The organism is Thermomonas carbonis (assembly GCF_014396975.1).
Taxonomy (GTDB): domain Bacteria; phylum Pseudomonadota; class Gammaproteobacteria; order Xanthomonadales; family Xanthomonadaceae; genus Thermomonas; species Thermomonas carbonis.
The window spans coordinates 1,618,702-1,639,055 of the sequence record NZ_CP060719.1; the positions used below are offsets into that span (position 1 = coordinate 1,618,702).

The 20,354-nt window shown below is 67.5% G+C and carries 21 protein-coding genes, 1 tRNA gene and 1 pseudogene; 17 read left to right on the top strand and 6 right to left on the bottom strand.

The window, feature by feature from the left end; translation table 11 throughout:
• Positions 1–23 precede the first annotated feature (23 nt).
• From iadA to H9L16_RS07430, 7 genes are read left to right on the top strand one after another with little or no spacing between them, the layout of a single operon-like run.
• Complete coding sequence (gene iadA / locus H9L16_RS07400) at positions 24–1,211, top strand: beta-aspartyl-peptidase (RefSeq protein ID WP_223158190.1); 1,188 nt, start codon at positions 24–26, stop codon at positions 1,209–1,211.
• A 31-nt stretch (positions 1,212–1,242) separates the two neighbouring features.
• Positions 1,243–2,085 (top strand): cyanophycinase, encoded by an 843-nt coding sequence (locus H9L16_RS07405; RefSeq protein WP_187553878.1) that lies wholly within the window; start codon positions 1,243–1,245, stop codon positions 2,083–2,085.
• Positions 2,086–2,141: 56 nt separating this feature from the next.
• Positions 2,142–4,925, top strand: a complete 2,784-nt coding sequence (gene cphA, locus H9L16_RS07410; protein WP_187553879.1) for a cyanophycin synthetase — start codon at positions 2,142–2,144, stop codon at positions 4,923–4,925.
• Positions 4,922–6,703: a Mur ligase family protein gene (locus H9L16_RS07415; RefSeq protein WP_229796629.1), complete on the top strand. Its 1,782-nt coding sequence runs from the start codon at positions 4,922–4,924 to the stop codon at positions 6,701–6,703. Before cphA ends, H9L16_RS07415 begins: the two co-directional genes overlap by 4 nt.
• A 42-nt stretch (positions 6,704–6,745) precedes the next feature.
• Complete coding sequence (locus H9L16_RS07420) at positions 6,746–7,093, top strand: antibiotic biosynthesis monooxygenase family protein (RefSeq protein ID WP_187553880.1); 348 nt, start codon at positions 6,746–6,748, stop codon at positions 7,091–7,093.
• Entirely contained in the window at positions 7,086–7,877 is a 792-nt protein-coding gene (gene trpC / locus H9L16_RS07425) for an indole-3-glycerol phosphate synthase TrpC (protein WP_187553881.1), read from the top strand. Before H9L16_RS07420 ends, trpC begins: the two co-directional genes overlap by 8 nt.
• A gap of 2 nt (positions 7,878–7,879) precedes the next feature.
• Entirely contained in the window at positions 7,880–8,614 is a 735-nt protein-coding gene (locus tag H9L16_RS07430; RefSeq protein WP_187554099.1) for a haloacid dehalogenase-like hydrolase, read from the top strand.
• Between the two features lie 120 nt (positions 8,615–8,734).
• Here the strand turns inward: H9L16_RS07430 and H9L16_RS07435 are convergent, their stop codons facing one another.
• The 3 genes from H9L16_RS07435 to crp are packed head-to-tail and all read right to left on the bottom strand — an operon-like array spanning position 8,735 to position 10,279.
• Positions 8,735–9,118 carry a zf-TFIIB domain-containing protein gene (locus H9L16_RS07435; protein WP_187553882.1) on the bottom strand — a complete coding sequence of 128 codons (384 nt, stop codon included), beginning with the start codon at positions 9,116–9,118 and terminating at the stop codon, positions 8,735–8,737.
• A gap of 2 nt (positions 9,119–9,120) precedes the next feature.
• Complete coding sequence (locus tag H9L16_RS07440) at positions 9,121–9,588, bottom strand: GNAT family N-acetyltransferase (RefSeq protein ID WP_229796628.1); 468 nt, start codon at positions 9,586–9,588, stop codon at positions 9,121–9,123.
• Between the two features lie 7 nt (positions 9,589–9,595).
• Positions 9,596–10,279: a cAMP-activated global transcriptional regulator CRP gene (crp, locus tag H9L16_RS07445; RefSeq protein ID WP_229796627.1), complete on the bottom strand. Its 684-nt coding sequence runs from the start codon at positions 10,277–10,279 to the stop codon at positions 9,596–9,598.
• A 125-nt stretch (positions 10,280–10,404) separates the two neighbouring features.
• Between crp and speD the strand changes: the two genes are divergently transcribed.
• Entirely contained in the window at positions 10,405–11,196 is a 792-nt protein-coding gene (speD, locus tag H9L16_RS07450; RefSeq protein WP_187553883.1) for an adenosylmethionine decarboxylase, read from the top strand.
• Between the two features lie 58 nt (positions 11,197–11,254).
• Here speD and H9L16_RS07455 read toward each other — a convergent pair whose 3' ends face one another.
• On the bottom strand, positions 11,255–11,788 hold the full coding sequence (locus H9L16_RS07455; protein ID WP_187553884.1) for a DUF6630 family protein: 534 nt from the start codon (positions 11,786–11,788) through the stop codon (positions 11,255–11,257).
• A gap of 119 nt (positions 11,789–11,907) precedes the next feature.
• On the opposite strand from H9L16_RS07455, the gene H9L16_RS07460 reads away from it, so the two are divergent.
• A complete protein-coding gene (locus H9L16_RS07460) occupies positions 11,908–12,468 on the top strand; it encodes a YaeQ family protein (RefSeq protein ID WP_187553885.1) in 561 nt (186 codons plus the stop codon).
• A gap of 6 nt (positions 12,469–12,474) precedes the next feature.
• On the opposite strand, the gene coq7 is transcribed toward H9L16_RS07460, so the two are convergent.
• Positions 12,475–13,119, bottom strand: a complete 645-nt coding sequence (gene coq7 / locus H9L16_RS07465) for a 2-polyprenyl-3-methyl-6-methoxy-1,4-benzoquinone monooxygenase (protein WP_187553886.1) — start codon at positions 13,117–13,119, stop codon at positions 12,475–12,477.
• A 181-nt stretch (positions 13,120–13,300) separates the two neighbouring features.
• Between coq7 and rplM the strand changes: the two genes are divergently transcribed.
• The 6 genes from rplM (at position 13,301) to maiA (ending at position 17,158) form a co-directional block, all read left to right on the top strand.
• The gene (gene rplM, locus H9L16_RS07470) at positions 13,301–13,729 is read left to right on the top strand and encodes a 50S ribosomal protein L13 (RefSeq protein WP_187553887.1); all 429 of its coding nucleotides are present in this window, start codon (positions 13,301–13,303) and stop codon (positions 13,727–13,729) included.
• Between the two features lie 2 nt (positions 13,730–13,731).
• Positions 13,732–14,124, top strand: coding sequence for a 30S ribosomal protein S9 (rpsI, locus tag H9L16_RS07475; protein ID WP_187553888.1), 393 nt, complete (start codon positions 13,732–13,734; stop codon positions 14,122–14,124).
• Positions 14,125–14,270: 146 nt separating this feature from the next.
• Positions 14,271–14,345, top strand: a tRNA-Gln gene (locus H9L16_RS07480).
• Between the two features lie 122 nt (positions 14,346–14,467).
• Complete coding sequence (locus tag H9L16_RS07485) at positions 14,468–15,211, top strand: 2OG-Fe dioxygenase family protein (protein WP_187553889.1); 744 nt, start codon at positions 14,468–14,470, stop codon at positions 15,209–15,211.
• A 192-nt stretch (positions 15,212–15,403) separates the two neighbouring features.
• The gene (locus H9L16_RS07490) at positions 15,404–16,393 is read left to right on the top strand and encodes a fumarylacetoacetate hydrolase family protein (RefSeq protein ID WP_187553890.1); all 990 of its coding nucleotides are present in this window, start codon (positions 15,404–15,406) and stop codon (positions 16,391–16,393) included.
• A 99-nt stretch (positions 16,394–16,492) separates the two neighbouring features.
• A complete protein-coding gene (gene maiA / locus H9L16_RS07495) occupies positions 16,493–17,158 on the top strand; it encodes a maleylacetoacetate isomerase (RefSeq protein ID WP_187553891.1) in 666 nt (221 codons plus the stop codon).
• Between the two features lie 66 nt (positions 17,159–17,224).
• On the opposite strand, the pseudogene H9L16_RS07500 reads toward maiA, so the two are convergent.
• Positions 17,225–18,336, bottom strand: a pseudogene (locus tag H9L16_RS07500) (PilT/PilU family type 4a pilus ATPase).
• A 91-nt stretch (positions 18,337–18,427) separates the two neighbouring features.
• On the opposite strand from H9L16_RS07500, the gene H9L16_RS07505 reads away from it, so the two are divergent.
• On the top strand, positions 18,428–19,690 hold the full coding sequence (locus tag H9L16_RS07505; protein ID WP_187553892.1) for an OmpA family protein: 1,263 nt from the start codon (positions 18,428–18,430) through the stop codon (positions 19,688–19,690).
• A gap of 430 nt (positions 19,691–20,120) precedes the next feature.
• Positions 20,121–20,333 (top strand): HP1242/YdcH family protein, encoded by a 213-nt coding sequence (locus H9L16_RS07510; protein ID WP_187553893.1) that lies wholly within the window; start codon positions 20,121–20,123, stop codon positions 20,331–20,333.
• The last annotated feature ends 21 nt before the right edge of the window (positions 20,334–20,354 follow it).

Sequence of the window (20,354 nt, forward strand, 5' to 3'; positions counted from 1 at the left end):
CGCCCCCGCGCACCCTCCCGCAGATGCTCATTTCCCCGACCACAGCGCCGATGCTGCTGCTCCGCAATGCCGACGTGTACGCGCCCGAGGCGCTGGGCCGCCGGCACCTGTTGCTCGGCGGCGGCAAGATCCTGTGGATCGGCGCGGACGAACCGGTGCTGCCGGAATCGCTCGATGTCGACACCATCGACCTGGACGGCGCGCGGCTGGTCCCGGGCTTCATCGACGGCCACGTGCATGTCAGCGGTGGCGGCGGCGAGGCCGGCTTCGCGACCCGCGTGCCGGCGCCGTTGCTCAGCCGCTACACGATGGCCGGCGTCACCAGCGTGGTCGGCCTGCTCGGCACCGACGATGCCACCCGCAGCACCGCCGAATTGCTCTCGCATGTGTATGCGCTGCGCGAGCAGGGGCTGTCGGCGTGGGGTTATTGCGGCGGTTACCACGTCCCGCCAGCCACGCTCACCGGCAGCGTGCGCAGCGACATCGCCCTCATCGAGCCGTTGATCGGCATCGGCGAACTGGCGATCAGCGACCATCGTTCCAGCCAGCCCACGCTCGACGAGCTGTTGCGGCTTGCCTCCGACGCGCATGTGGCGGGCTTGATGAGCGGCAAGGCCGGCATCGTCCACCTGCACCTGGGCGACGGCAAACGCGGCCTCGACCTGGTGCGCCGGGCGCTGGACACCAGCGAGTTGCCGCCGCGGGTCTTCCAGCCGACCCACGTCAACCGCAAGAGGGCCCTGTTCGAGGAAGCCGTGGAACTGGCGAAACGCGGCTGCCACGTCGACATCACCGCGTTCCCGGTCGAGGAGGGCGAAGACGCCTGGCCGGCCGACGAGGCGCTGGTCCGCTACCTTGACAGCGGCGCGCCACCACAACGGGTCAGCATCAGTTCGGATGCCGGCGGTTGCCTGCCCTGCTTCGACGGCGAAGGTCGCGTCTGCGGGATGGACGTGGGCCACTCCGGATCGATGCTGGAGACCTTGAACGCGCTGCTGGCGCGCGGCCTGCCGCTGGAACGCGCGCTACCGGCGTTCACCAGCAACGTGGCCGGCCTGTTGCGGCTGGCCGGCAAGGGCCGGATCGCGGTCGGCATGGATGCCGATCTTGTCGCGCTGGATGCCGCCGGTCGTGCCGACCTCGTGCTCGCCCGCGGGGGCGTGCATGTGCGTGCCGGCGCGCCGGTGCGGCGTGGTATGTTCGAGCGCTGATTCGAGCAAGGTTTCGAGGACCCCGCAGCACATGCCAAGCAAGGTGGCCGAAGGCGCGCAGCGCGGCTGGATCGTCCCCATTGGCGGGGCCGAGGACAAGGACAACGACAAGCGGGTGCTGCGCCGGTTCTTCGAACTGTGCGGCGGCGCGGGCGCGGACATCGCGGTGATTCCGACCGCAAGTCGGCTCAACGACACCGGCGACCGCTACGAGCAACTGTTCTCGGAGATGGGCGCGGGCAACGTCAGCGTGCTCGATTTCGATACTCGCCGCGATGCGCACGAGCGCAACCGCGTGGCGGCCATCGAACAGGCCTCCGGGATCTTCATCACCGGCGGCAACCAGTTGCGGTTGTCCACGATGCTCGGCGGCACCCCCATCGCGCAGGCGATCCGCGCCCGCAATGCGCATGGGATTCCGGTCGGCGGCACCAGCGCCGGTGCCGGCATCCTCAGCGAACACATGATCGCCGGCGGCGAAAGCGACAGCGCCACGCCGCATGCGAACAGCGTGCGCCTGGCGCCGGGACTGGGCCTGACCAATCGCGTGGTGATCGACCAGCATTTCCGGCAGCGCGACCGGCTTGGTCGGTTGCTGGCAGCGCTGGCCTACAACCCGTTCGCGATCGGGCTCGGCGTCGATGAAGACACTGCTGCCCTGATCGGCCCGGACAACGTGATCCAGGTGGAAGGCAGCGGTGCAGTGACCGTGGTGGATGCCGACGACCTGCAGTTCTCGTCGATGGCTCAGGTCAGTGGCGATGCGCCTGTATGCATGCTGGGCTTGCAGATCCACATCCTGACCGCGGGTGCCACGTACAACCTGGAAACACGCAAGGCTTCGGCCGGGACGCTGTCGCCCAGCAAGGAATGAAACGCAAGCTGTGACGGAATTGTCGCAACGCAACCGAATCGAGCAGGGGCTTCCAGATGCGCATCTTGAATCGCAACGTCTACGTGGGGCCCTCGCAGTACGCGAAGTTCCCGGTGATCCGCCTCGAACTCGACCTTGGCGCGCTGGAGCAATGGCCCACCGCGAAGCTGGGCGACGGCTTCGTCGACGGCCTGCTGGCCGCGCTGCCCGGACTGGCCGAACACGGCTGCTCCTATCGCGAGCCCGGCGGCTTCGTCCGCCGCATGCGCGAGGGCGAGGGTACTTGGCTGGGCCACGTGCTGGAACACGTCGCCATCGAGCTGCAGAACGTGGCCGGCGAGGACGTCACCTTCGGCAAGACCCGCAGCATGTCCGACGATCGTCCCGGCGTGTATTCGGTGGTCTACGAATACGCGCAGAAAGAGGAGGGCATCGCTGCCGGCGAACTGGCGCTGAAGCTGCTGGATTCGCTGCTTCCCGCGGAGCTGCGCAGCGCCACCGACGACACCTGGAACTGGGAAGAGGAACGCGACGGCTTCATCCGCTACGCGCAACGCCGCGCGCTGGGCCCGTCGACGATGTCGCTGGTGCGCGCCGCGGAAGAGCGTGGCATCCCGTGGCTGCGCCTCAACGAGCAATCACTGGTGCAACTCGGCCATGGCAAGTACCAGCAGCGCATCCAGGCCACGGTCACCGGACGCACCCCGCATATCGCGGTGGAACTGGCCAGCGACAAGGAAGAAACCAACAAGATCCTCGGCTCGCTCGGGCTGCCGGTGCCGCGCCAGGAACTGGTGACCAGCCAGACGGAAGCGCTGCGCGCCGCGCGCCGCCTCGGCGGTGGCGTGGTGCTGAAGCCGTACAACGGCAACCACGGTCGCGGCATCACCATCAACGTCAGCGCGGAAGACGACATCCGCGCCGGCTTCGAGGCCGCGCGCGAGCATTCGCGTTCGGTGATCGTGGAAACCTACCTGGCCGGCGACGACCATCGCCTGCTGGTGGTCAACGGCGAGCTGGTCGCGGCGACGCGGCGCACGCCGGGCCACGTGGTTGGCGATGGCGCGTCCACCGTGACACAGCTGGTCGAGGTCGTGAACAGCGATCCCCGCCGCGGCGTGGGTCACGAGAAAGTGCTGACCAAGCTCAAGCTCGACCGCGAGGCCGAACTGATGCTGGAACGCGTGGGCTACACCGCGGAGTCGGTGCCGAAAGCCGGCGAAGTGGTGCCGCTGCGCTCCACCGCGAATCTCTCCACCGGCGGCACCGCCACCGACGTGACCGACATCATCCATCCCGACAACCGGGCGATGGCCGAGCGCGCCGTGCGCGCGATCGGGCTGGACGTGGGCGGCGTGGATTTCCTCAGCACCAACATCGCCGAAAGCTACAAGTCGATCGGCGGCGGCATCTGCGAAGTGAATGCTGCGCCCGGCTTCCGCATGCACATCGCGCCGAGCGAAGGCACGCCGCGCGATGCGGCCGGCCCGGTGATCGAGATGCTGTTCCCGCCGGGCGCGCCGTCGCGGGTGCCGATCGCCGCGGTGACCGGCACCAACGGCAAGACCACGACCTCGCGCATGCTCGCGCACATCGCCAAGATGGCCGGCTACACGCCGGGCCTGACGACCACCGACGGCGTCTACATCGACGGCCAGCGCACGGTGGAAGGCGACATGACCGGGCCGGTGTCCGCGCGCATGGTGATGGCCGATCCGCAGATCGATTTCGCCGTGCTGGAAACCGCGCGCGGCGGCCTGGTGCGTGCCGGCATGGGCGTGGCCGAGGTCGACGTGGGCGCGGTGATCAACGTCGCTTCCGATCATCTTGGCCTGAAGGGCATCGACACGCTCGAGCAACTGGCCGAAGTGAAGCGCATCGTGGTGGAAGTGGCGCGCGAGTGCGCGGTGCTCAACGCCGACGATCCCAACGTGCTGAAGATGTCCGCGTACACCGATGCCAAGGTCCTCTGCTACGTGACCATGAATCCGTCGCACCCGCTGGTGCGGGAGCATGTGCGTGCCGGCGGCCGCGCCTGCGCGCTGGAGGCCGGCGTCAACGGCCACATGATCACCCTGTACGACAAGGGCAGCCACATCCCGCTGCTGTGGACGCATCTCATTCCGGCGACGCTGGAAGGACGCGCGCTGCACAACGTGCAGAACGCGATGTTCGCGGCGTCGATGGCGTTCTCGCTGGGCATGAAGCTGGATGCGATCCGCCACGGCCTGCGCACGTTCGACACCACGTTCTTCCAGGCCCCGGGCCGGATGAACGTGTACAACGAGCACCCGTTCAAGGTGATCATGGACTACGCGCACAACGCGCACGCGACCAGCGTGATGGCCGACCTCGCGCAGCGCCTTGACGTCAGCGGACGGCGCATCGTCGTCGTCGCCGGGCCGGGCGACCGCCGCGACGAAGACCTGCGCGAAATCGCCGCCACCCTGGCCGGCAAGTTCGACCATTACGTGGTGCGTCGCGACGACGGCCTGCGTGGCCGCGACGGCGACGAAGTCCCGCGGATCATCTCCAAGGCGCTGGAAATCGCGGGTGTGGATCCCGCCGCGATCACCGTGATCCCCGACGAACAGGAAGCGGTCGATGCCGCCCTGCGCATGGGCCAGCCGGGCGACCTGCTGGTGGTGTTCGCCGACGCGCTGGTCCGCACCTGGAAGCAGATCATCCGCTTCAAGCCCGAGGGCGAGATGCAGAAGGCGACCGCGCGCGCTGAAGTGCCCACGCTGGAAACCACCCTGGACGAGCAACTGGTCGCGGCGATGGAAGGCGTGGTGCGCGACGAACGCGGCCTGCGCTTCGAGCGCGAGGAAAGCGATTGAGCATTGTCGCCATGCAGGAACCGTTCGAGGATTCGCGGCGGCTGACCGGTGCCAACCTGTATTTCGACGGCGCGGGCGCGGCGCTGGAAACGTCGCCGGGCCTCGCCTTCGATGCGGACACGTTGCAACGCTGGCGCGCGAACATCGTGCTTGCGCGTGCATTGCTGGATTGGCCGGAAGGTGCCGTCGTGGTGCGCGAGCACGCCACCGGTGCGTCGCTCGCCTTCGAGGCACCGTTCGACCAGCTCTACATCGCCGCCGAAGTGAACGAGTGGGCGCTGTATTCGGCGCTCGGCCAGCGTGCCAGCGATGCGCCGGTCGACGAGGAAGCCGAGCATCCACGCCCGCACGTCGCCCACGTCGACGACGACGGCGCCCTGCGCCAGTTGCAGGCGCTGGCCGCGACGGAAGCGAAGCCGGCGCTGCGCGCGTTGGTCGATGCGGCCCGCGCACGCGGCGTGCCCGCGCATGCGGACGACGATGCGTTGTCGCTCGGCGAAGGCGCGACCTCACGGACTTGGCCGTTGTCCAGATTGCCCGCGATCGACGACGTGCCGTGGTTGCAGTTGCATGCGATCCCGAAAGCCGTGGTCACCGGCTCCAACGGCAAGACCACCACCGTGCGCCTGCTCGCGGCGATGCTGCGCGCGCACGGTCTGCACGCGGGCTACAGCAGCACCGATGGCCTGTTCATCGACGGCGAACGCGTCGAGGCCGGCGACTATTCCGGTCCCGTCGGCGCGCGCACCGTGCTGCGCGATCCGCGGGTCGATGCCGCCGTGCTGGAAACCGCGCGCGGCGGGCTGCTGCGGCGTGGCCTGGTCGCCCGCGATGCGCGCGTGGCGGTGGTCACCAACGTCGCGGCCGACCATTTCGGCGAATACGGCATCCACACGCTGGATCACATCGCGGCGGTGAAGCTGGTCGTCGCCAAATCGCTCGCGGCCGATGGCCTGCTGGTACTCAACGCCGACGATCCGATGCTGGTCGCGCATGCGCCGGCAGCGCGCCGCATCGGCTGGTTCTCACTCGTATTCGCCGATGCGATGGGGCGCGGCGCGCCTGCCTGCGGTATGCGCGATGGCCAACTGATCCTGTTCCGCGACGGCATCGAGTACGACCTCGGCGATGTTTCGGCAATGCCGCTCTCTGTGGGCGGCGCGGCGCGCTACAACATCGCCAACATCGCGGGAGCGTCGTTGGCGGCGGATGCACTGGGCGTGGCGACGGACACGATTGCGGCCGTGCTCGCCCGCTTCGGTGCCAGCAATGCGGACAACCCCGGCCGCCTGCAGCGCTGGACGCTGGGCGATGTCGAGGTGCTGCTGGACTATGCGCACAACCCGGACGGCCTGCGTGGCCTGCTCGATGTCGCGGCCGGCCTGCGTCGCGGGGGGCGCCTGGGACTGCTGCTGGGCCATGCCGGCAATCGGCTGGAATCGGATTTCCATGCCTTGGCGGCGGTTGCCGCCGACGCGAAACCCGACCGCGTGTGGCTGAAGGACATCGGTGGCGAGTACCTGCGCGGGCGCGCCTCCGGCGACGTGGCGATGATCCTGCGCGACGCGCTGCTTGCGTCCGGCATCGCCGAGACCGACCTGCCGATCTGCCTGGACGAAGCACAGGCCTCACGCGAGGCCCTGGCCTGGGCACGGGCTGGCGATTTGCTGGTGTTGCCCGTGCACGAACTGGCGCGACGCGACGAGGTCGTGGCCTTGCTGGATCGCTTGCAGGCCGAAGGCTGGCGTGCGGGCGAGGCGTTGCCGGCGGACGCGTGAGCGGGCTCGCTTAGAATGGCGCTCCCCCGCGAGCGCCCTGCCATGCACGACGACCGATTCGCCCGCCTGCCCAAGCCGCCGTATTACGCGGTGATCTTCAGTTCGCTACGCCGTGGCGATGCCGCCGATGGCTATGCCGAGGCCGCGACACGCATGGATGAGTTGGCGCGCGTGCAGCCCGGTTTCCTGGGCGTTGAATCCGCGCGCGACAACGAAGGCTTCGGCATCACCACCGCGTATTTCGACAGCGAAGCCTCGATCAAGGCCTGGCGCGGCCACGACGAACACGCCAGCGCCCGCCAGCGCGGTCGCGACGCTTGGTATGCGCAGTTCGCGGTGCGGGTGGCGAAAGTGGAACGGGCCTACGAATGGGAGTGCGGAAATGCATGATGTGCTGAAGCGCATCCTGGCGCGCAAGCAGGAAGAAGTGGCTGAACGCCGCGAGCGTGTCTCCCTGTTCGAGTTGAAGGCGCGTGTTGCATCCTCGCCGCCCGTGCGCGGCTTCGCCGATGCGGTCGAGGCGAAGATCGTCGCGGGCTTGCCGGCGGTGATCGCCGAAATCAAGAAGGCCAGCCCGAGCAAGGGCATGATCCGACCCGATTTCCATCCGGCCGAGATCGCGCGCAGCTACGAGGCCGGCGGCGCGGCCTGCCTGTCGGTGCTGACCGACATCGATTTCTTCCAGGGCAGCGATGCCTACCTGCGGCAGGCGCGTGCGGCATGTTCGCTGCCGGTGTTGCGCAAGGACTTCATCGTCGATGCGTACCAGTTGCAAGAGGCGCGCGTGCTCGGCGCCGACTGCGTGCTGCTGATCGCCGCGGCGCTGGACGACCGGCAGCTGTCCGAATTCGCCTTCATCGCCGACGAGCTCGGCATGGACGTGCTGGTCGAGGTGCACGACCTCGACGAACTCGAGCGTTCGCTGCCGATCCCTGCGCGCCTGCTCGGCATCAACAACCGCAACCTGCGCACGTTCGAGGTGTCGCTGCAGGCCACGCTGGACCTGAAGGCGATGGTACCGAACGATCGCGTGCTTGTGACCGAGAGCGGCATCGTCGCCCCGGCCGACGTGCAGTTGATGCGCGATGCCGGCGTGCATGCCTTCCTGGTCGGCGAGGCCTTCATGCGCCAGCCGGATCCGGGCCGCGCGCTCAGCGACCTGTTCGCCGCGTGAGCGTGCACGAAGCCGCATCGGCATTCCCTCCGCCGCGCGACGATGCGCCGCTGGTGGTGTTCGACTTCGACCACACCCTGTACGACGGCGACTCCGGCAGCCATCTTTTCAAGTGGCTGATCCAGCGCGCGTGGTGGCGGCAGTTGTTGGCGATCCTGGCCGCACCGTTCGCCGGGCCGATGGTCGCGTTCCTGCCGACGCGCCGTGCCGGCATCTCGGTGTTCGTCTGGATCGGCACGATCGGGCTGCATCGCAGGCGTGATCTCGACGCGCTGATCGATGCGTACGTGGCCGGCCATGTCGATGCGATCCAGTCGCGCCTGTTGCCGATCGCGCTGGAGGTGTTCCGCGCGCATCGTGCCGCCGGCGATCGGGTGGTCGTGGCCACAGGCGCCCCGCCGGAACTCGCGCGCGCCATCCTGACTTTCGTGGCCCACCACGACGTGCCGGTAGTGGGCACCTTGGTCGGGCCGAAATTCGGCGCGGTCGCGGCGATCCGCCACTGCCACCACGCGATGAAGATGACCATGCTGCGCGATGCCGGTTTCATCCAGCCGGTGGCCATCGCCTACACCGACAGCAGCGCCGACCTGCCCTTGCTGCAGGCCGCGGTGCGCCCGGTGGTGGTGAATCCGAAAGCCGGCAGCGTGGCGATGTTCCGCAAGGTGCTGCCCGCGGGCACGCCGATCCTCAACTGGGGCTGCGCCGACCGCGCGGGGCAACGGGTCGCGGGCTAGCGAGCGCCATCACGGCGTTCGCTGCGACCCTGAGCGTCCCTCCACGGATGGCCGGGCTGGAGATCGGTCATTCGTTGATGTCGCGCCACGGACGGCGACGGCAGGCACAGCGCGCCGGGATCAGCCGGGCCCGAACAGCCGTTCGAGGAACGACGGGTCCTCGCTGACTTCGCGGAATTCGCCGGCGTCGTAATAGCGGCCGTAGCAGGTCTTGCAGCTCTCGAAATGGATGTCGGGATACCCGGCATCGACCATGCGGATCAGCGGCACATGCGCGCATTGCGGGCAGGCCAGGGTGCGCGGTTCCGGCGCGGACGTGCCGGCATAACGCGCGGTGTCGATCTGCTCGGCGCGCTCTTCCAGCTGCTCGCTGGCCATCAGCGGCAGCCACAGGCCGTGGCAACCCTCGCAGCGATAGGCATCGTTTTCCGGATGGCGCTGGATGCGCATCTGCGCATCGCACTTGGGGCAGGCGAATGCCTGCGGCCGGGCTGCGTCCTGCATGGTCAAGCTCCCAGTTGTTTCACGAAACGCACGGAACTGTCCTTGTAGCCGCAGGCCCGGTAGAACGCATGCGCCTCGGTGCGCTGCGAGCCGCTGGTGAGTTCGATGCGAGCGGCACCGCCGGTGCGGGCGCGGCGTTCGGCTTCCTTCAGCAACTGGCGGCCGATGCCCAGGCCCTGCGAGGTCGGGGTGACCACCAGCGCGGTGACCCGGCAGGTGATGGTGCCCAGCGGCAGGTAGTACATGTAGTCCAGCGCGACCAGCCCGCACACCGCGCCGTCGCGGCGGGCCAGCACCAGCGCCTGGCGATCGTTGGCGGCGATCGCGTCGATCCGCTCGGCGGCCTCGTCGATCTCGCAGGGATAACCCAGTTCGGTGAGCAGGCGGGCCACGTCGTCGGCGTCGGCGATCATCGCGCTTCGCAGGTCGGTGCCGAGTGGGGAATGCCCGGTGGAGAACGCCTGGCTCATGCGCAGGTCAGTCGCGGGTGCCGTAGATGACCACGGTCTTGCCGCGCGCATGCAGCTTGCCGTCGGCCTCCAGTTTCTTGAGCACGCGGCCGGCCATTTCGCGCGAGCAGCCGACCAGCCGCGCCAGCTCCTGGCGGGACACGCGCAACTGGCTGCCCTGCGGATGGCTCAGCGCGTCGGGCTCGCGGGACAGGTCGAACAGGGTGCGGTAGATGCGGTCGCTGACATCGAGGAAGGCCAGGCGGCCGGCCTTGCGGCTGGTGTCGAGCAGGCGCTGGCTGATCTGCGCACCCATCGAATACAGCAGGCGGGAGGCGTCGTTGGCCTGGGCGGTGAGCAACTGCTGCAGGCGCTCGTAACCGATCTCGGCCAGTTCGCAGGCGGTGCGCGTGCGCAGTGCCACCGCGCGCTGGTCGGCGTCCACGAACAGGCCCATCTCGCCCACGAATTCGCCCGGGCCGATGTAGCCCAGCACCAGTTCGCGGCCGTCATCCTCGCTGGCGATGATGCTGATCGAGCCGGACATGATGTAGTAAAGCGTGCCCGCGGCGTCGCCGGGCCGGAACACGTCGCTCCGCGCCGGGTACTTGCGGCGGTGGCACTGCGCGATGAAGCGCTCGATCGTCGCGGCGTCCGCCAGCAGCGGATTGATCGCGCGCGGCATGACGGGCTTGTTGAAGATCGCGCTCATCTGCACCTCGTCGGGGGATACCGAAGCTTAGGCGGAACCGTGATGGCGGGCAAACTTCTGCGCGCGCCGGGCGACGGTTTGCCGCATAATCGCGGGCCTGTCCGTGCCTCCCGGAACTGCCTGACGTGGTCAAACCGCTGCCGCGCTTGAAGCTGCAAGGCTTCAACAACCTCACCAAGTCGCTGAGCTTCAACATCTACGACGTGTGCTACGCGGCGTCGGAAGACGAGCGCCAGCGCTACATCGAGTACATCGACGAGGAATACAACGCCGATCGCCTCACCCAGATCCTCACGGATGTGGCGGAGATCATCGGTGCCAACATCCTCAATATCGCGCGCCAGGACTACGAGCCGCAGGGTGCATCGGTGACGATCCTGATCTCCGAACAGCCGGTGGTCGACAAGGCCGATGCCAAGGGCGTGATTTCCGATGCGGTGGTCGCCCACTTGGACAAGTCGCATATCACCGTGCACACCTATCCGGAAACCCATCCGGACAACGGCATCGCGACGTTCCGCGCCGACATCGACGTGTCGACCTGCGGAGTGATCTCGCCGCTGAAGGCCCTGAACTACCTGATCGAGTCGCTGGAGTCCGACATCGTGGTGATGGACTACCGCGTGCGCGGCTTCACCCGCGACGTGAAGGGCCGCAAGCACTACATCGACCACAAGATCAACTCGATCCAGGACTACCTGGCCAAGAATGTCGGCGCGCGCTACGAGATGCTCGACGTCAACGTCTACCAGGAAAACATCTTCCACACGAAGATGCACATGAAGGAATTCGACCTCGACACCTACCTGTTCGAGGAGAAAGCGAAGAACCTGTCGTTCAAGGAGCGCATGAAGATCGAGGCGCGCCTGAAGCGCGAGATCGAAGAGCTCTACCACGGCCGCAATCTGATCGACTGACCGGTTCCGTCGCGATTGAAGAAAAGCCGGCGCAAGCCGGCTTTTTCATGCGTGGAACTCAGCCCGAGCCCGGCCGCGCCGGCAGGCCCAGTGCGCTCGCGACCAGTTGCATCGCCTCCATGTCGCGCTCGCGGGTGATCCAGCCGGCCAGAGTGGGTTCGCCGGTTTCGACCGTCCACAGGCAGAAGTGGCGTTCGCGTAGCTGCACGAAGGCGGCATGCAGCAAGACGGATGTGTCGGGTGTTTCGCGCGCGTCGTCGTCGAGTTGCCACTCGATCCGCAGGCGCCAGCGCGCGGCCAGTTCGTCCAGCGCCTCCATCAACCCCTGCGCATCGTCCTCGCCCACGTGGAAGCCGGATTTCCAGTCGATCGCGTCGCGCAGCAGCAGGGCGGGATCGGCGCGCTCGCCGGCCTCGTCCAGTGCGCGCTGGAAGGCAGCGAACTGCTCCAGCGCAGCATCTTCGTCATCCGGGTTGACCAGCAACAGGAACTGCCAGGCCACGGCCTCCAGCGCATCTTCGTCATCGACGCCGGCCTGCGCATGGAACGCCTGGTCGAAGTTGTCGTCGGGGTCGTATTCGTGGGCGGTCATCATCGCGTCCTGCGGTTGCGCGGCATGCACAGGCGCGCAGCATACGTCCGCGGCGTGTGCAGGGCGGCTGCCCGTAGAATGGCGCACCCTCGATCCGGCCCCGCGGCCAGGGACGCGCCATGGCTCCCAAGGCCACCATCCACAAGGCCGAGTTGCAGGTCACCGACCTCGACCGCCACTACTACGCCAGCCACGCGCTCACGCTGGCCCAACACCCATCGGAAACCGAGACCCGCCTGTTGGTGCGGTTGATCGCCTTCGCGCTGCATGCCGACGAGCGCCTGGAGTTCGGCCGCGGGCTGAGCGACGAGGACGAGCCGGCGCTGTGGCGGCGCGATTACACCGGCGCGATCGAGCAATGGATCGAACTCGGGCAGCCGGACGAAAGCCGCCTGCGCAAGGCCAGTGGCCGCGCGACCCAGGTGGTCGTGGTCGGCTACGGCGGCCAGGCAGCCGAGGCCTGGTGGAAGCGCAATGCGGCGGCGCTGGGCCGTCTTCGCAACCTGACGGTGATCGAACTGGACGATGCCGAGGTCGCGGCGGCCGCCGAGTTGCTCGGTCGCAGCATGCGGCTCACCGCGATGATCCAGGACGGCGAGCTGCAACTGATGGATGCCGATCGCAGCGTGTCGCTGCGGCCGCGGCTGCGCATGCAGGACGGCGTGGCCACGCCGGGCTGAGGCCACTCAGAGTCGGTAGGCGACGGCCTTCATCAGCGTCGATGCCGCCGCCATCAGCGTCGGAACCGGCTGCGGCAATACCTTCGCGCCGGCATGCTCGGCGTGTTCGGCATGGCGGGCCTCGTCGTCTTTCATCACCCGCAGGATCGCCCGGCTGCGCAGGTCGGCTTCGGGCAGGGTGTGCAGGTGTTCTTCCAGGTGCGCCTCGACCTGGTGTTCGGTCTCGACCACGAAGCCCAGGTTCCAGCCGTCGCCGCGCAGGCCGGCCAGCACGCCGATCGCGTAGCTGCCGGCGTACCAGACCGGGTTGAGCAGGCTGGGCCGGCTGTCGAGTTCGCGCAGGCGGTCCGCGCACCAGGCCAGGTGGTCGGTTTCCTCCTGCGCCGCTTCCAGCAGGTGAGTGCGGGTGGCGGGGTCGCGGGCGACCGCGGCCTGGCCGATGTAGAGCGCCTGCGCACACACCTCGCCGACGTGGTTGATGCGCATCAGGCCGGCGGCGTGGCGGCGCTCGGTGTCGTCCAGGACCACGTCGGGCGTGGATTCGCCGGGGTTGGCACGCTCGGCGCGCGGGCTGCCGGCCACGGTGGACAGCGCGTTCTGCGCCGAATCCAGCAGGCGGTCGAGCGGACTCAGGGTGCGCGAGGTCGACATGCCTGCATTCTAGGCGGACGGGGTGGCAGGTTGCACGGGCCAGCGCCGCGGGCTATCATCCCGCTCCTTTCGCACCAAAAACCCGATCTGGGTTGGATCGAAAGAACAACGCGAGGCGACCTTCCGCAGCCGCAACCCGCTGCGCAACCAGCCCGACCATGCACCCCGTAGAAGAGTTCCCATGAAGACTTTCATTGCCAAGAACGAGACCGTCCAGCGTGACTGGTACGTCGTGGACGCCGAGGGCAAGACCCTGGGTCGTCTGGCCGCAGCACTGGCCTACCGCCTGCGCGGCAAGCACAAGCCCGTTTTCACCCCGCACGTCGACACCGGGGATTACCTCGTCGTGATCAACGCCGAGAAGATCGCGGTGACCGGCAAGAAGCTGCAGGACAAGATGTATCACCGGTTCACCGGTTACGTCGGCAACCTGAAGACCGAATCCCTGGCACAGGCGCTGGAGCGCCACCCGGAGCGCGTGATCGAGATCGCGGTCAAGGGCATGCTGCCGAAGAACACCCTGGGCCGCGCGATGTACCGCAAGCTCAAGGTCTACAAGGGCTCCGAACACCCGCACGCTGCGCAGCAGCCGCAAACGCTGGACCTCTGATCATGGCGATTTCCCAGAATTACGGCACCGGCCGCCGCAAGTCCTCCATCGCCCGCGTGTTCCTGCGCAAGGGCACCGGCACCATCACCGTCAACGAGCGTCCGCTGGACGAGTTCTTCGGCCGTGAGACCGCGCGCATGATCGTGCGCCAGCCGCTGGAGCTGACCAAGCACGTCGAAACCTTCGACATCGTCGCCACCACCACCGGCGGCGGCATCACCGGCCAGGCCGGTGCGATCCGCCTCGGCATCGCCCGCGCGCTGGTCGAGTACGACGAAACCCTGAAGATCGAGCTGCGCAAGGCCGGTTTCATGACCCGCGATGCGCGTGAAGTCGAGCGCAAGAAGGTCGGCCTGCACAAAGCCCGCCGCGCCACGCAGTTCTCGAAGCGCTGATTCCTTCGCCTTCTGGCGTCGGCGCGACGGGCTTGCCGTACTTCAGTACTGTCTTCGCCGCCGCGTCTTAGCCAGAAGACGAATGAACACGCGCTCCGGCGCGTGGTTTATTCGGGAATCCGGTTCGGCGTTACAATCAGTTCCATAGCCCCGTCGCCAAGCGGTAAGGCACCTGACTCTGACTCAGGCATTCGGAGGTTCGAATCCTTCCGGGGCTGCCATCTTCCAATGCAACACCGTCGAAACCCGCCGCAAGGCGGGTTTTGCGTTTGCGCGATGCCATTGCGGAATGTGTGTTCGCTGGCCGCGGTGCGACAATGCGCGCCTGCCTCCGGAGCCGCGCATGGTCGCCAGTTTTCCCGCCCCGCATGCCTCGCTCGGGGGGCTCGATGCCGCACTGCGTGATCGCGGATTCGCGGTCCTCGCGCCTGAGAGCGTGGCTGCACTGGCCGGGGTCGCGCAGGCGGATCTGGATGCGCTCTCGTCGAGCTGGAACGACTTGCTCCCCGACGAATACCTCAAGGATGGCGGCCGCTATCGCAAGCGCCGGCACTCCTGCTTCGTCGCCGAAGATGGCACCGTCAGGCAGGTGCCGCATCGCATGCACTGGCAATCCGTGGACTACAACGCCTTGCATGGCGGGATGCAGCGCTGGTTCGAGCCCATCGAGCCGACCGTGGTCGCGCAACCCGGGTGGTCGAAGTTGCTGGGCGGACTGGCGCAAGTCTTTTCACGCCGCATGCCGGTGCCGCGCTGGTCGATCGAAGCGCACCAGTTCCGCATCGACACCGCCGACGGCCTGGGCCGGCCGACGCCGGAAGGCGCACACCGCGATGGCGTGGATTTCGTGGCGGTGTTGCTGGTGGCCCGCAGCGGCGTGAAGGGCGGCGAGACGCGAGTTTTCGAGGCGAACGGTCCGGACGGCCAGCGCTTCACCCTCACGGAGCCGTGGTCGCTGCTGCTGCTGGACGATGCGCGGGTGATCCACGAATCCACCCCGATCCAGCCGCAGGACGACTTCGGCTATCGCGACACGCTGGTGTTGACCTATCGCGCGGCGGGATTCCAGGGCGATGAAGAAACTTGAAGGTGTGGTGTTCGTGGTGGGGTGGGACGACGCGCGACCTTCGGCGACATGGATGTCGCCGATGAGCCTCCATGGACGGATTCACGGCGTGTCGCGCGTGGCACGCCCCGGCGTGAACACCGCACCGCGCGCCGCTTTGCCGACACCGTTACAATTGCAACTATCACCACAAAAGCAAACTCCGAGGTCGCGATGAAACTGGGCTCACTCAAGGAAGGCGGCCGCGACGGCACCCTGGTCGTGGTCTCTCGCGACCTGTCCAGGGCGGTGCGGGCCACCGGCATCGCGCCGACCCTGCAGCGCGCGCTGGAGGATTGGGACAACGTCGCACCGCGCCTCAACGCGCTGTCCGAGTCGCTGGATGCCGGCGATGCCGACGGCGTGTTCGACCTCGACATGCAAGCGCTCGCCGCACCGCTCCCGCGCGCCTATGAATTCGTCGACGGCAGTGCCTACCTGCCGCACGTCGCCCGCGTCCGCAAGGCGCGCGGTGCCGAGGTGCCAGAGAGCTTCTACGTCGATCCGCTGATGTACCAGGGCGTCAGCGCGGGGTTCCATGGCCCGCGCGATCCGGTCAAGGTGGTCAGCGAGGACTACGGCATCGATCTCGAGGCGGAGATCGTCATCGTCACCGACGACGTGCCGATGGCGGTCACCCCGGAGCAGGCCGCATCGCACATCCAGCTGGTCGGCCTGATCAACGATGTCTCGCTGCGCAACCTGATCCCCGGCGAACTGGCCAAGGGCTTCGGCTTCCTGCAATCGAAGCCGCGCAGCGCGCTGAGCCCGGTGTTCGTGACTCCGGATGAACTCGGCGCACATTGGAAGGGCAACAAGCTGCACTTGCCGCTGCTGACCCATATCAACGGCAAATGGTTCGGCGCGCCGGAAGCTGGCGTGGACATGCAGTTCGACTTCGCACAACTGGTCGCGCACGCGGCCAAGACGCGGCCGTTGTCCGCGGGCACGATCGTTGGTTCCGGCACGGTGGCGAACGAAGACACCTCGCTCGGCGCGTCCTGCTTCGCCGAGCAGCGCACGGTGGAAACCCTGCGCGACGGCAAGCCGTCCACGCCGTTCATGTCGTTCGGCGACCTAGTCCGCATCGAGGTGCTGGATGCCGGTGGCAACAGCCTGTTCGGCGCGATCGAGCAGCGGATCGAGCGGCAGGCGATTCCCTGACGGATGGGCGGTACCGACGGTCTCGGTGGGGTCGTGAACGGCCTTCCACGGCCACGGCCGGATCGCTAATGTGCAGTGTTACCCGTTGGGTGAGACCCGATGACCGAAACGCTGCAGCTTTATTCGTACTGGCGATCCAGCGCGGCTTATCGCGTCCGCATCGGGCTGAACCTCAAGGGGCTGGCGCACAGCATCGTGCCGGTGCACCTGCTGCGTGACGGCGGCGAACAGCATTCCGAGGCCTATCGCGCCTTCAATCCGCAGGAACTGGTGCCGACGCTGTGCCACGGCCAGCGCCGGCTCGGGCAGTCGCTGGCGATCCTGGAATACCTGGACGAATTCTGGCCGGAGCCGCCGTTGTTACCCGCCAATGCGCGCGCGCGCCACCGTGCCCGCGCGCTGGCGCAGCTGGTCGCCTGCGACGTGCACCCGCTCAACAATCTGCGTGTACTGCAGTACTTCGAGCACGAATGGAACGTGCCGCAGCCGGAGCGCGATGAGTGGGTCCGGCACTGGATCGTCGAGGGTTTCCGCGCGGCCGAAACGATGCTGGCCGACCATCCCTCGACCGGGATTTTCTGTGAAGGCGATGTTCCTGGCTTGGCCGACTGCTGCCTGGTGCCGCAGGTCTACAACGCCCGGCGCTTCGGCGTGGACATGGCTGCGTATCCGACCATCGAGCGGATCGAGGCCGCCTGCCTCGCATTGCCGGCCTTCGACGCCGCGCGCCCGGAACGCCAGCCGGACGCACCTGCGCCGTCATGAACGTCAAAACGGGGACGGAGGTAGTTAAGCGCGCTTAACTACCTCCGTCCCCGTTTTGGTTAGGCGTCAGTGCGATCCGCTGCCGAACACGTCGGCGTAAGGATCGTGCTCGGCACCGCCACCCTCGGACAGGCGGAACTTGAGGGCCAGGCCATCGCGCGAGTCGGCGGCCTTCAGCGCTTCTTCCATCTCGATCCGGCCTTCCTTGTACAGCCGGAACAGGCACTGGTCGAAGCTCTGCATGCCTTCCTGCAGGGACTCCTCCATCGCCATCTTGATCTCGTGCACCTGTCCGCGGCGGAGCAGGTCGCGGATCATCGGGGTGTTGATCAGGACTTCGGTCGCCGGCATGCGGCGGCCATCGACCCCGATCACCAGGCGCTGGCTGACCACCGCCTTGAGGTTGAGCGCCAGGTTCATCAGCACGTTCTTGTGCGCGCCCTCGGGAAGAAGTTGAGGATGCGCTCGATGGTCTGGTCGGCGTTGTTGGAGTGCAGGGTGGCCAGGCAGATGTGGCCGGTCTCGGCGAAGGCGATCGCCGCTTCCATGGTCGCCGCGTCGCGGATTTCGCCGATCAGGATCACGTCCGGCGCTTCGCGCATCGCGTTCTTCAGCGCAGCCTGGAAGGTATGCGTGTCCAGCCCGACTTCGCGCTGGTTGACGATCGACTTCTTGTGCCGGTGCAGGTATTCGATCGGATCCTCGATGGTGAGGATGTGCCCGGTACTGGTGGTATTGCGATGGTCGATCATCGACGCCAGCGTGGTCGACTTGCCGGAGCCGGTGGAGCCGACGATCAGGACCAGCCCGCGCTGGGCCATGATGATGTCCTTCAGCACCTGCGGCAGCTGCAGTTCCTCGATGCTGGGGATGTCGCTGCGGATCGCGCGGATCACCATGCCGACTTCGCCGCGCTGCATGAACACGTTGACGCGGAAGCGGCCGGAGCCAGCCACCGCGATCGCCATGTTCAGTTCCAGCTCGCGCTCGAACTCGGCGATCTGCGCCTCGGTCATCAGCGAGTAGGCGACCTTCTTCGACATCCCGGTCGGCAGCGGCGCGCTGCCCAAAGGCAACAGGTCGCCCTCGACCTTGATGTTCACCGGTGCCCCGGACGTGAGGAACATGTCCGAGGCGTTCTTTTCCGCCATCAGCTTCAGGAAATAGCCGATATCCATGCTGTCTGCCCCTTGGCGCGGCCCCGGCGATTTGCACTGCCGGCGGCGGCTTCCCACAATGCCGTGGACGTACAGGACGCCACGACTCCCTATGCAAACTAGCTTCGCACACTTCCGCCGGGCGCTGCAGGCCCCCCTTGCCGGACTGGCGCTCCTGCTTGCCGGTTGCGCCACGTTGCCGCCACCCACTGCCGAACTGGATGCCGCGCAGCAGTCCGTGGTCCGCGCAGAGGCGGCCGATGCCGAACAATACGCGGCAGACGATCTGGCGCGTGCCCGCGACGGCTTGTCACGCGCGCAGGCGGCGATGGCGCGCGGGCGCGATGCCGAGGCCCGTGACGCGGCATTGGTGGCGGCGTCCGATGCCGACCTTGCACGCGTGCGCAGCACCGCGGAGACCACCCGCGCCGAATTCCGCCAGCAGCAGGACGGCATCGCCGGTTTGCGTGCGCGCCTGCAGATCGAGGGCGCGCCTCCGCCGATGGATCCGTTCGGCGAAGCCATGACCGGTGTACCGCCGGCGCAGCGCTTGCAGGCGCTGGATGCCGATCCGCGGCTCAACCCGTTCGCGCAATACGAACGCCTGCAGGCGCGCCAGGCGCTGGCTGCCGTGGAAGCCGCCAGCCGCAGCAAGCAGCCGGCGGCACTCGCATTGGCTGATCGCCGCGTCGGCATTGCCGAACAGGCCGCGCGCATCGAGGCCACCCGCCGCGAGATCGACCGCCTCGAACGCGAGCGCAGCGAATTGCTGGTCGAGGCCAGCCGCCGCGATGCCGAACGCGCGCGTGCCGAAGCCGAGCGCCTGCGCATCGAAGCCCAGGTCCAGGCCGAGGAAGCCGCGCGCCTGCGGGCCCAGGCCGAGCAGGCCGAAGCGGTGCTCGACAGTGCGCAGATCGACCAGGGCGCGAAGGTCGCCGCGGCGCGCGAGAAGGAAGCCGCGCTGGCCCGCCAGGAGGCGGAATTGGTTGCCGGGGCGAAATTGCCGGCCTCGCGCCGCGACGCACGCGGCGAGGTGTTCACCCTCGCCGGTGATGCCTTCGCGTCAGGCCAGGCGCAACTGACTGCAGGAGCCGCCGCCAGCATCAAGGCACTGGGCACTTACTTGGCGGCGGTACCCGGTGGCGCGGTGCAGGTGCTGGGCCACACCGATAGCCAGGGCGACGAGGCCGCCAACCAGGCGCTGTCCGAGCGCCGTGCACAAGAGGTGCGGGCGACCCTGGTTGCGGCTGGTCTTGCGCGCAGCCGGGTCGAGGCGCAGGGCGTGGGCGAGGGCCAGCCAGTTGCCGACAACACCACCGCAGGTGGTCGCGCCAAGAACCGACGGGTAGAGATCGTGATTGCTGATAATCCCTGAAAAAACAATTGTTTAACGCAATTTCGACGCAATCGAAAGGCAGCTCGGTCCGTTCGTCGCAGGGTCTTGCAGGGGCGGTTGTGCAGGCGTAGTGTCGATTTCCCGGATGGCTCGAATCCGCGAACCAACAGGCAGGAGACCGGTCGATGCATGACCCGTTCGACAATCGGCAGATCGCCGCCGCAAGCCAGCATCGCGGCGGCACGATCGAGGAAATCGGACGTGCCGGTCGCCTGTTGTCGTACTCCCCATCGACGCCCCGTGCTGATTGCAGCCGGGGCGTTCGCATTTGCGGGATCCGAATCGCGCATCCGTTTTCCCGTGGCTCGCTGCAAGTCGGGCCGCACCCCCAGGCAGGTCTCGGATCTGCCACAACCGCGCCGTCCCGGCCTGTCCGGCCGGGCTCCGCATGAGACCCAAGGAGGTTTCCATGTTCGAAGGACAACCACAGACGGAACTCGAAGCGAAGATGAAGTCCAGCCCCGAGTTCCGGCAGCTGTATTACCGGCACCAGGAGCTGGACAAGCAGGTGCTGGACGCCGAACTCGGCGTATTGCCTATCAATGACATGACCCTGGGCCAGATGAAGCGCGAGAAGCTCGCGGCCAAGGACCGGCTGTTGCGGATGTACGACACCCACTAGCGGCAAGCGCCTGCACGGGCG

What these genes read in the sequence shown, in the direction of transcription:
- iadA (WP_223158190.1), top strand. Translation starts at nt 24, where the DNA reads ATGCTCATTTCCCCGACCACAGCGCCGATGCTGCTGCTCCGCAATGCC.
- H9L16_RS07405 (WP_187553878.1), top strand. Translation starts at nt 1,243, where the DNA reads ATGCCAAGCAAGGTGGCCGAAGGCGCGCAGCGCGGCTGGATCGTCCCC.
- cphA (WP_187553879.1), top strand. Translation starts at nt 2,142, where the DNA reads ATGCGCATCTTGAATCGCAACGTCTACGTGGGGCCCTCGCAGTACGCG.
- H9L16_RS07420 (WP_187553880.1), top strand. Translation starts at nt 6,746, where the DNA reads ATGCACGACGACCGATTCGCCCGCCTGCCCAAGCCGCCGTATTACGCG.
- trpC (WP_187553881.1), top strand. Translation starts at nt 7,086, where the DNA reads ATGCATGATGTGCTGAAGCGCATCCTGGCGCGCAAGCAGGAAGAAGTG.
- H9L16_RS07435 (WP_187553882.1), bottom strand. Translation starts at nt 9,118, where the DNA reads ATGCAGGACGCAGCCCGGCCGCAGGCATTCGCCTGCCCCAAGTGCGAT.
- H9L16_RS07440 (WP_229796628.1), bottom strand. Translation starts at nt 9,588, where the DNA reads ATGAGCCAGGCGTTCTCCACCGGGCATTCCCCACTCGGCACCGACCTG.
- crp (WP_229796627.1), bottom strand. Translation starts at nt 10,279, where the DNA reads ATGAGCGCGATCTTCAACAAGCCCGTCATGCCGCGCGCGATCAATCCG.
- H9L16_RS07455 (WP_187553884.1), bottom strand. Translation starts at nt 11,788, where the DNA reads ATGACCGCCCACGAATACGACCCCGACGACAACTTCGACCAGGCGTTC.
- H9L16_RS07460 (WP_187553885.1), top strand. Translation starts at nt 11,908, where the DNA reads ATGGCTCCCAAGGCCACCATCCACAAGGCCGAGTTGCAGGTCACCGAC.
- coq7 (WP_187553886.1), bottom strand. Translation starts at nt 13,119, where the DNA reads ATGTCGACCTCGCGCACCCTGAGTCCGCTCGACCGCCTGCTGGATTCG.
- rplM (WP_187553887.1), top strand. Translation starts at nt 13,301, where the DNA reads ATGAAGACTTTCATTGCCAAGAACGAGACCGTCCAGCGTGACTGGTAC.
- rpsI (WP_187553888.1), top strand. Translation starts at nt 13,732, where the DNA reads ATGGCGATTTCCCAGAATTACGGCACCGGCCGCCGCAAGTCCTCCATC.
- H9L16_RS07485 (WP_187553889.1), top strand. Translation starts at nt 14,468, where the DNA reads ATGGTCGCCAGTTTTCCCGCCCCGCATGCCTCGCTCGGGGGGCTCGAT.
- H9L16_RS07490 (WP_187553890.1), top strand. Translation starts at nt 15,404, where the DNA reads ATGAAACTGGGCTCACTCAAGGAAGGCGGCCGCGACGGCACCCTGGTC.
- maiA (WP_187553891.1), top strand. Translation starts at nt 16,493, where the DNA reads ATGACCGAAACGCTGCAGCTTTATTCGTACTGGCGATCCAGCGCGGCT.
- H9L16_RS07505 (WP_187553892.1), top strand. Translation starts at nt 18,428, where the DNA reads ATGCAAACTAGCTTCGCACACTTCCGCCGGGCGCTGCAGGCCCCCCTT.
- H9L16_RS07510 (WP_187553893.1), top strand. Translation starts at nt 20,121, where the DNA reads ATGTTCGAAGGACAACCACAGACGGAACTCGAAGCGAAGATGAAGTCC.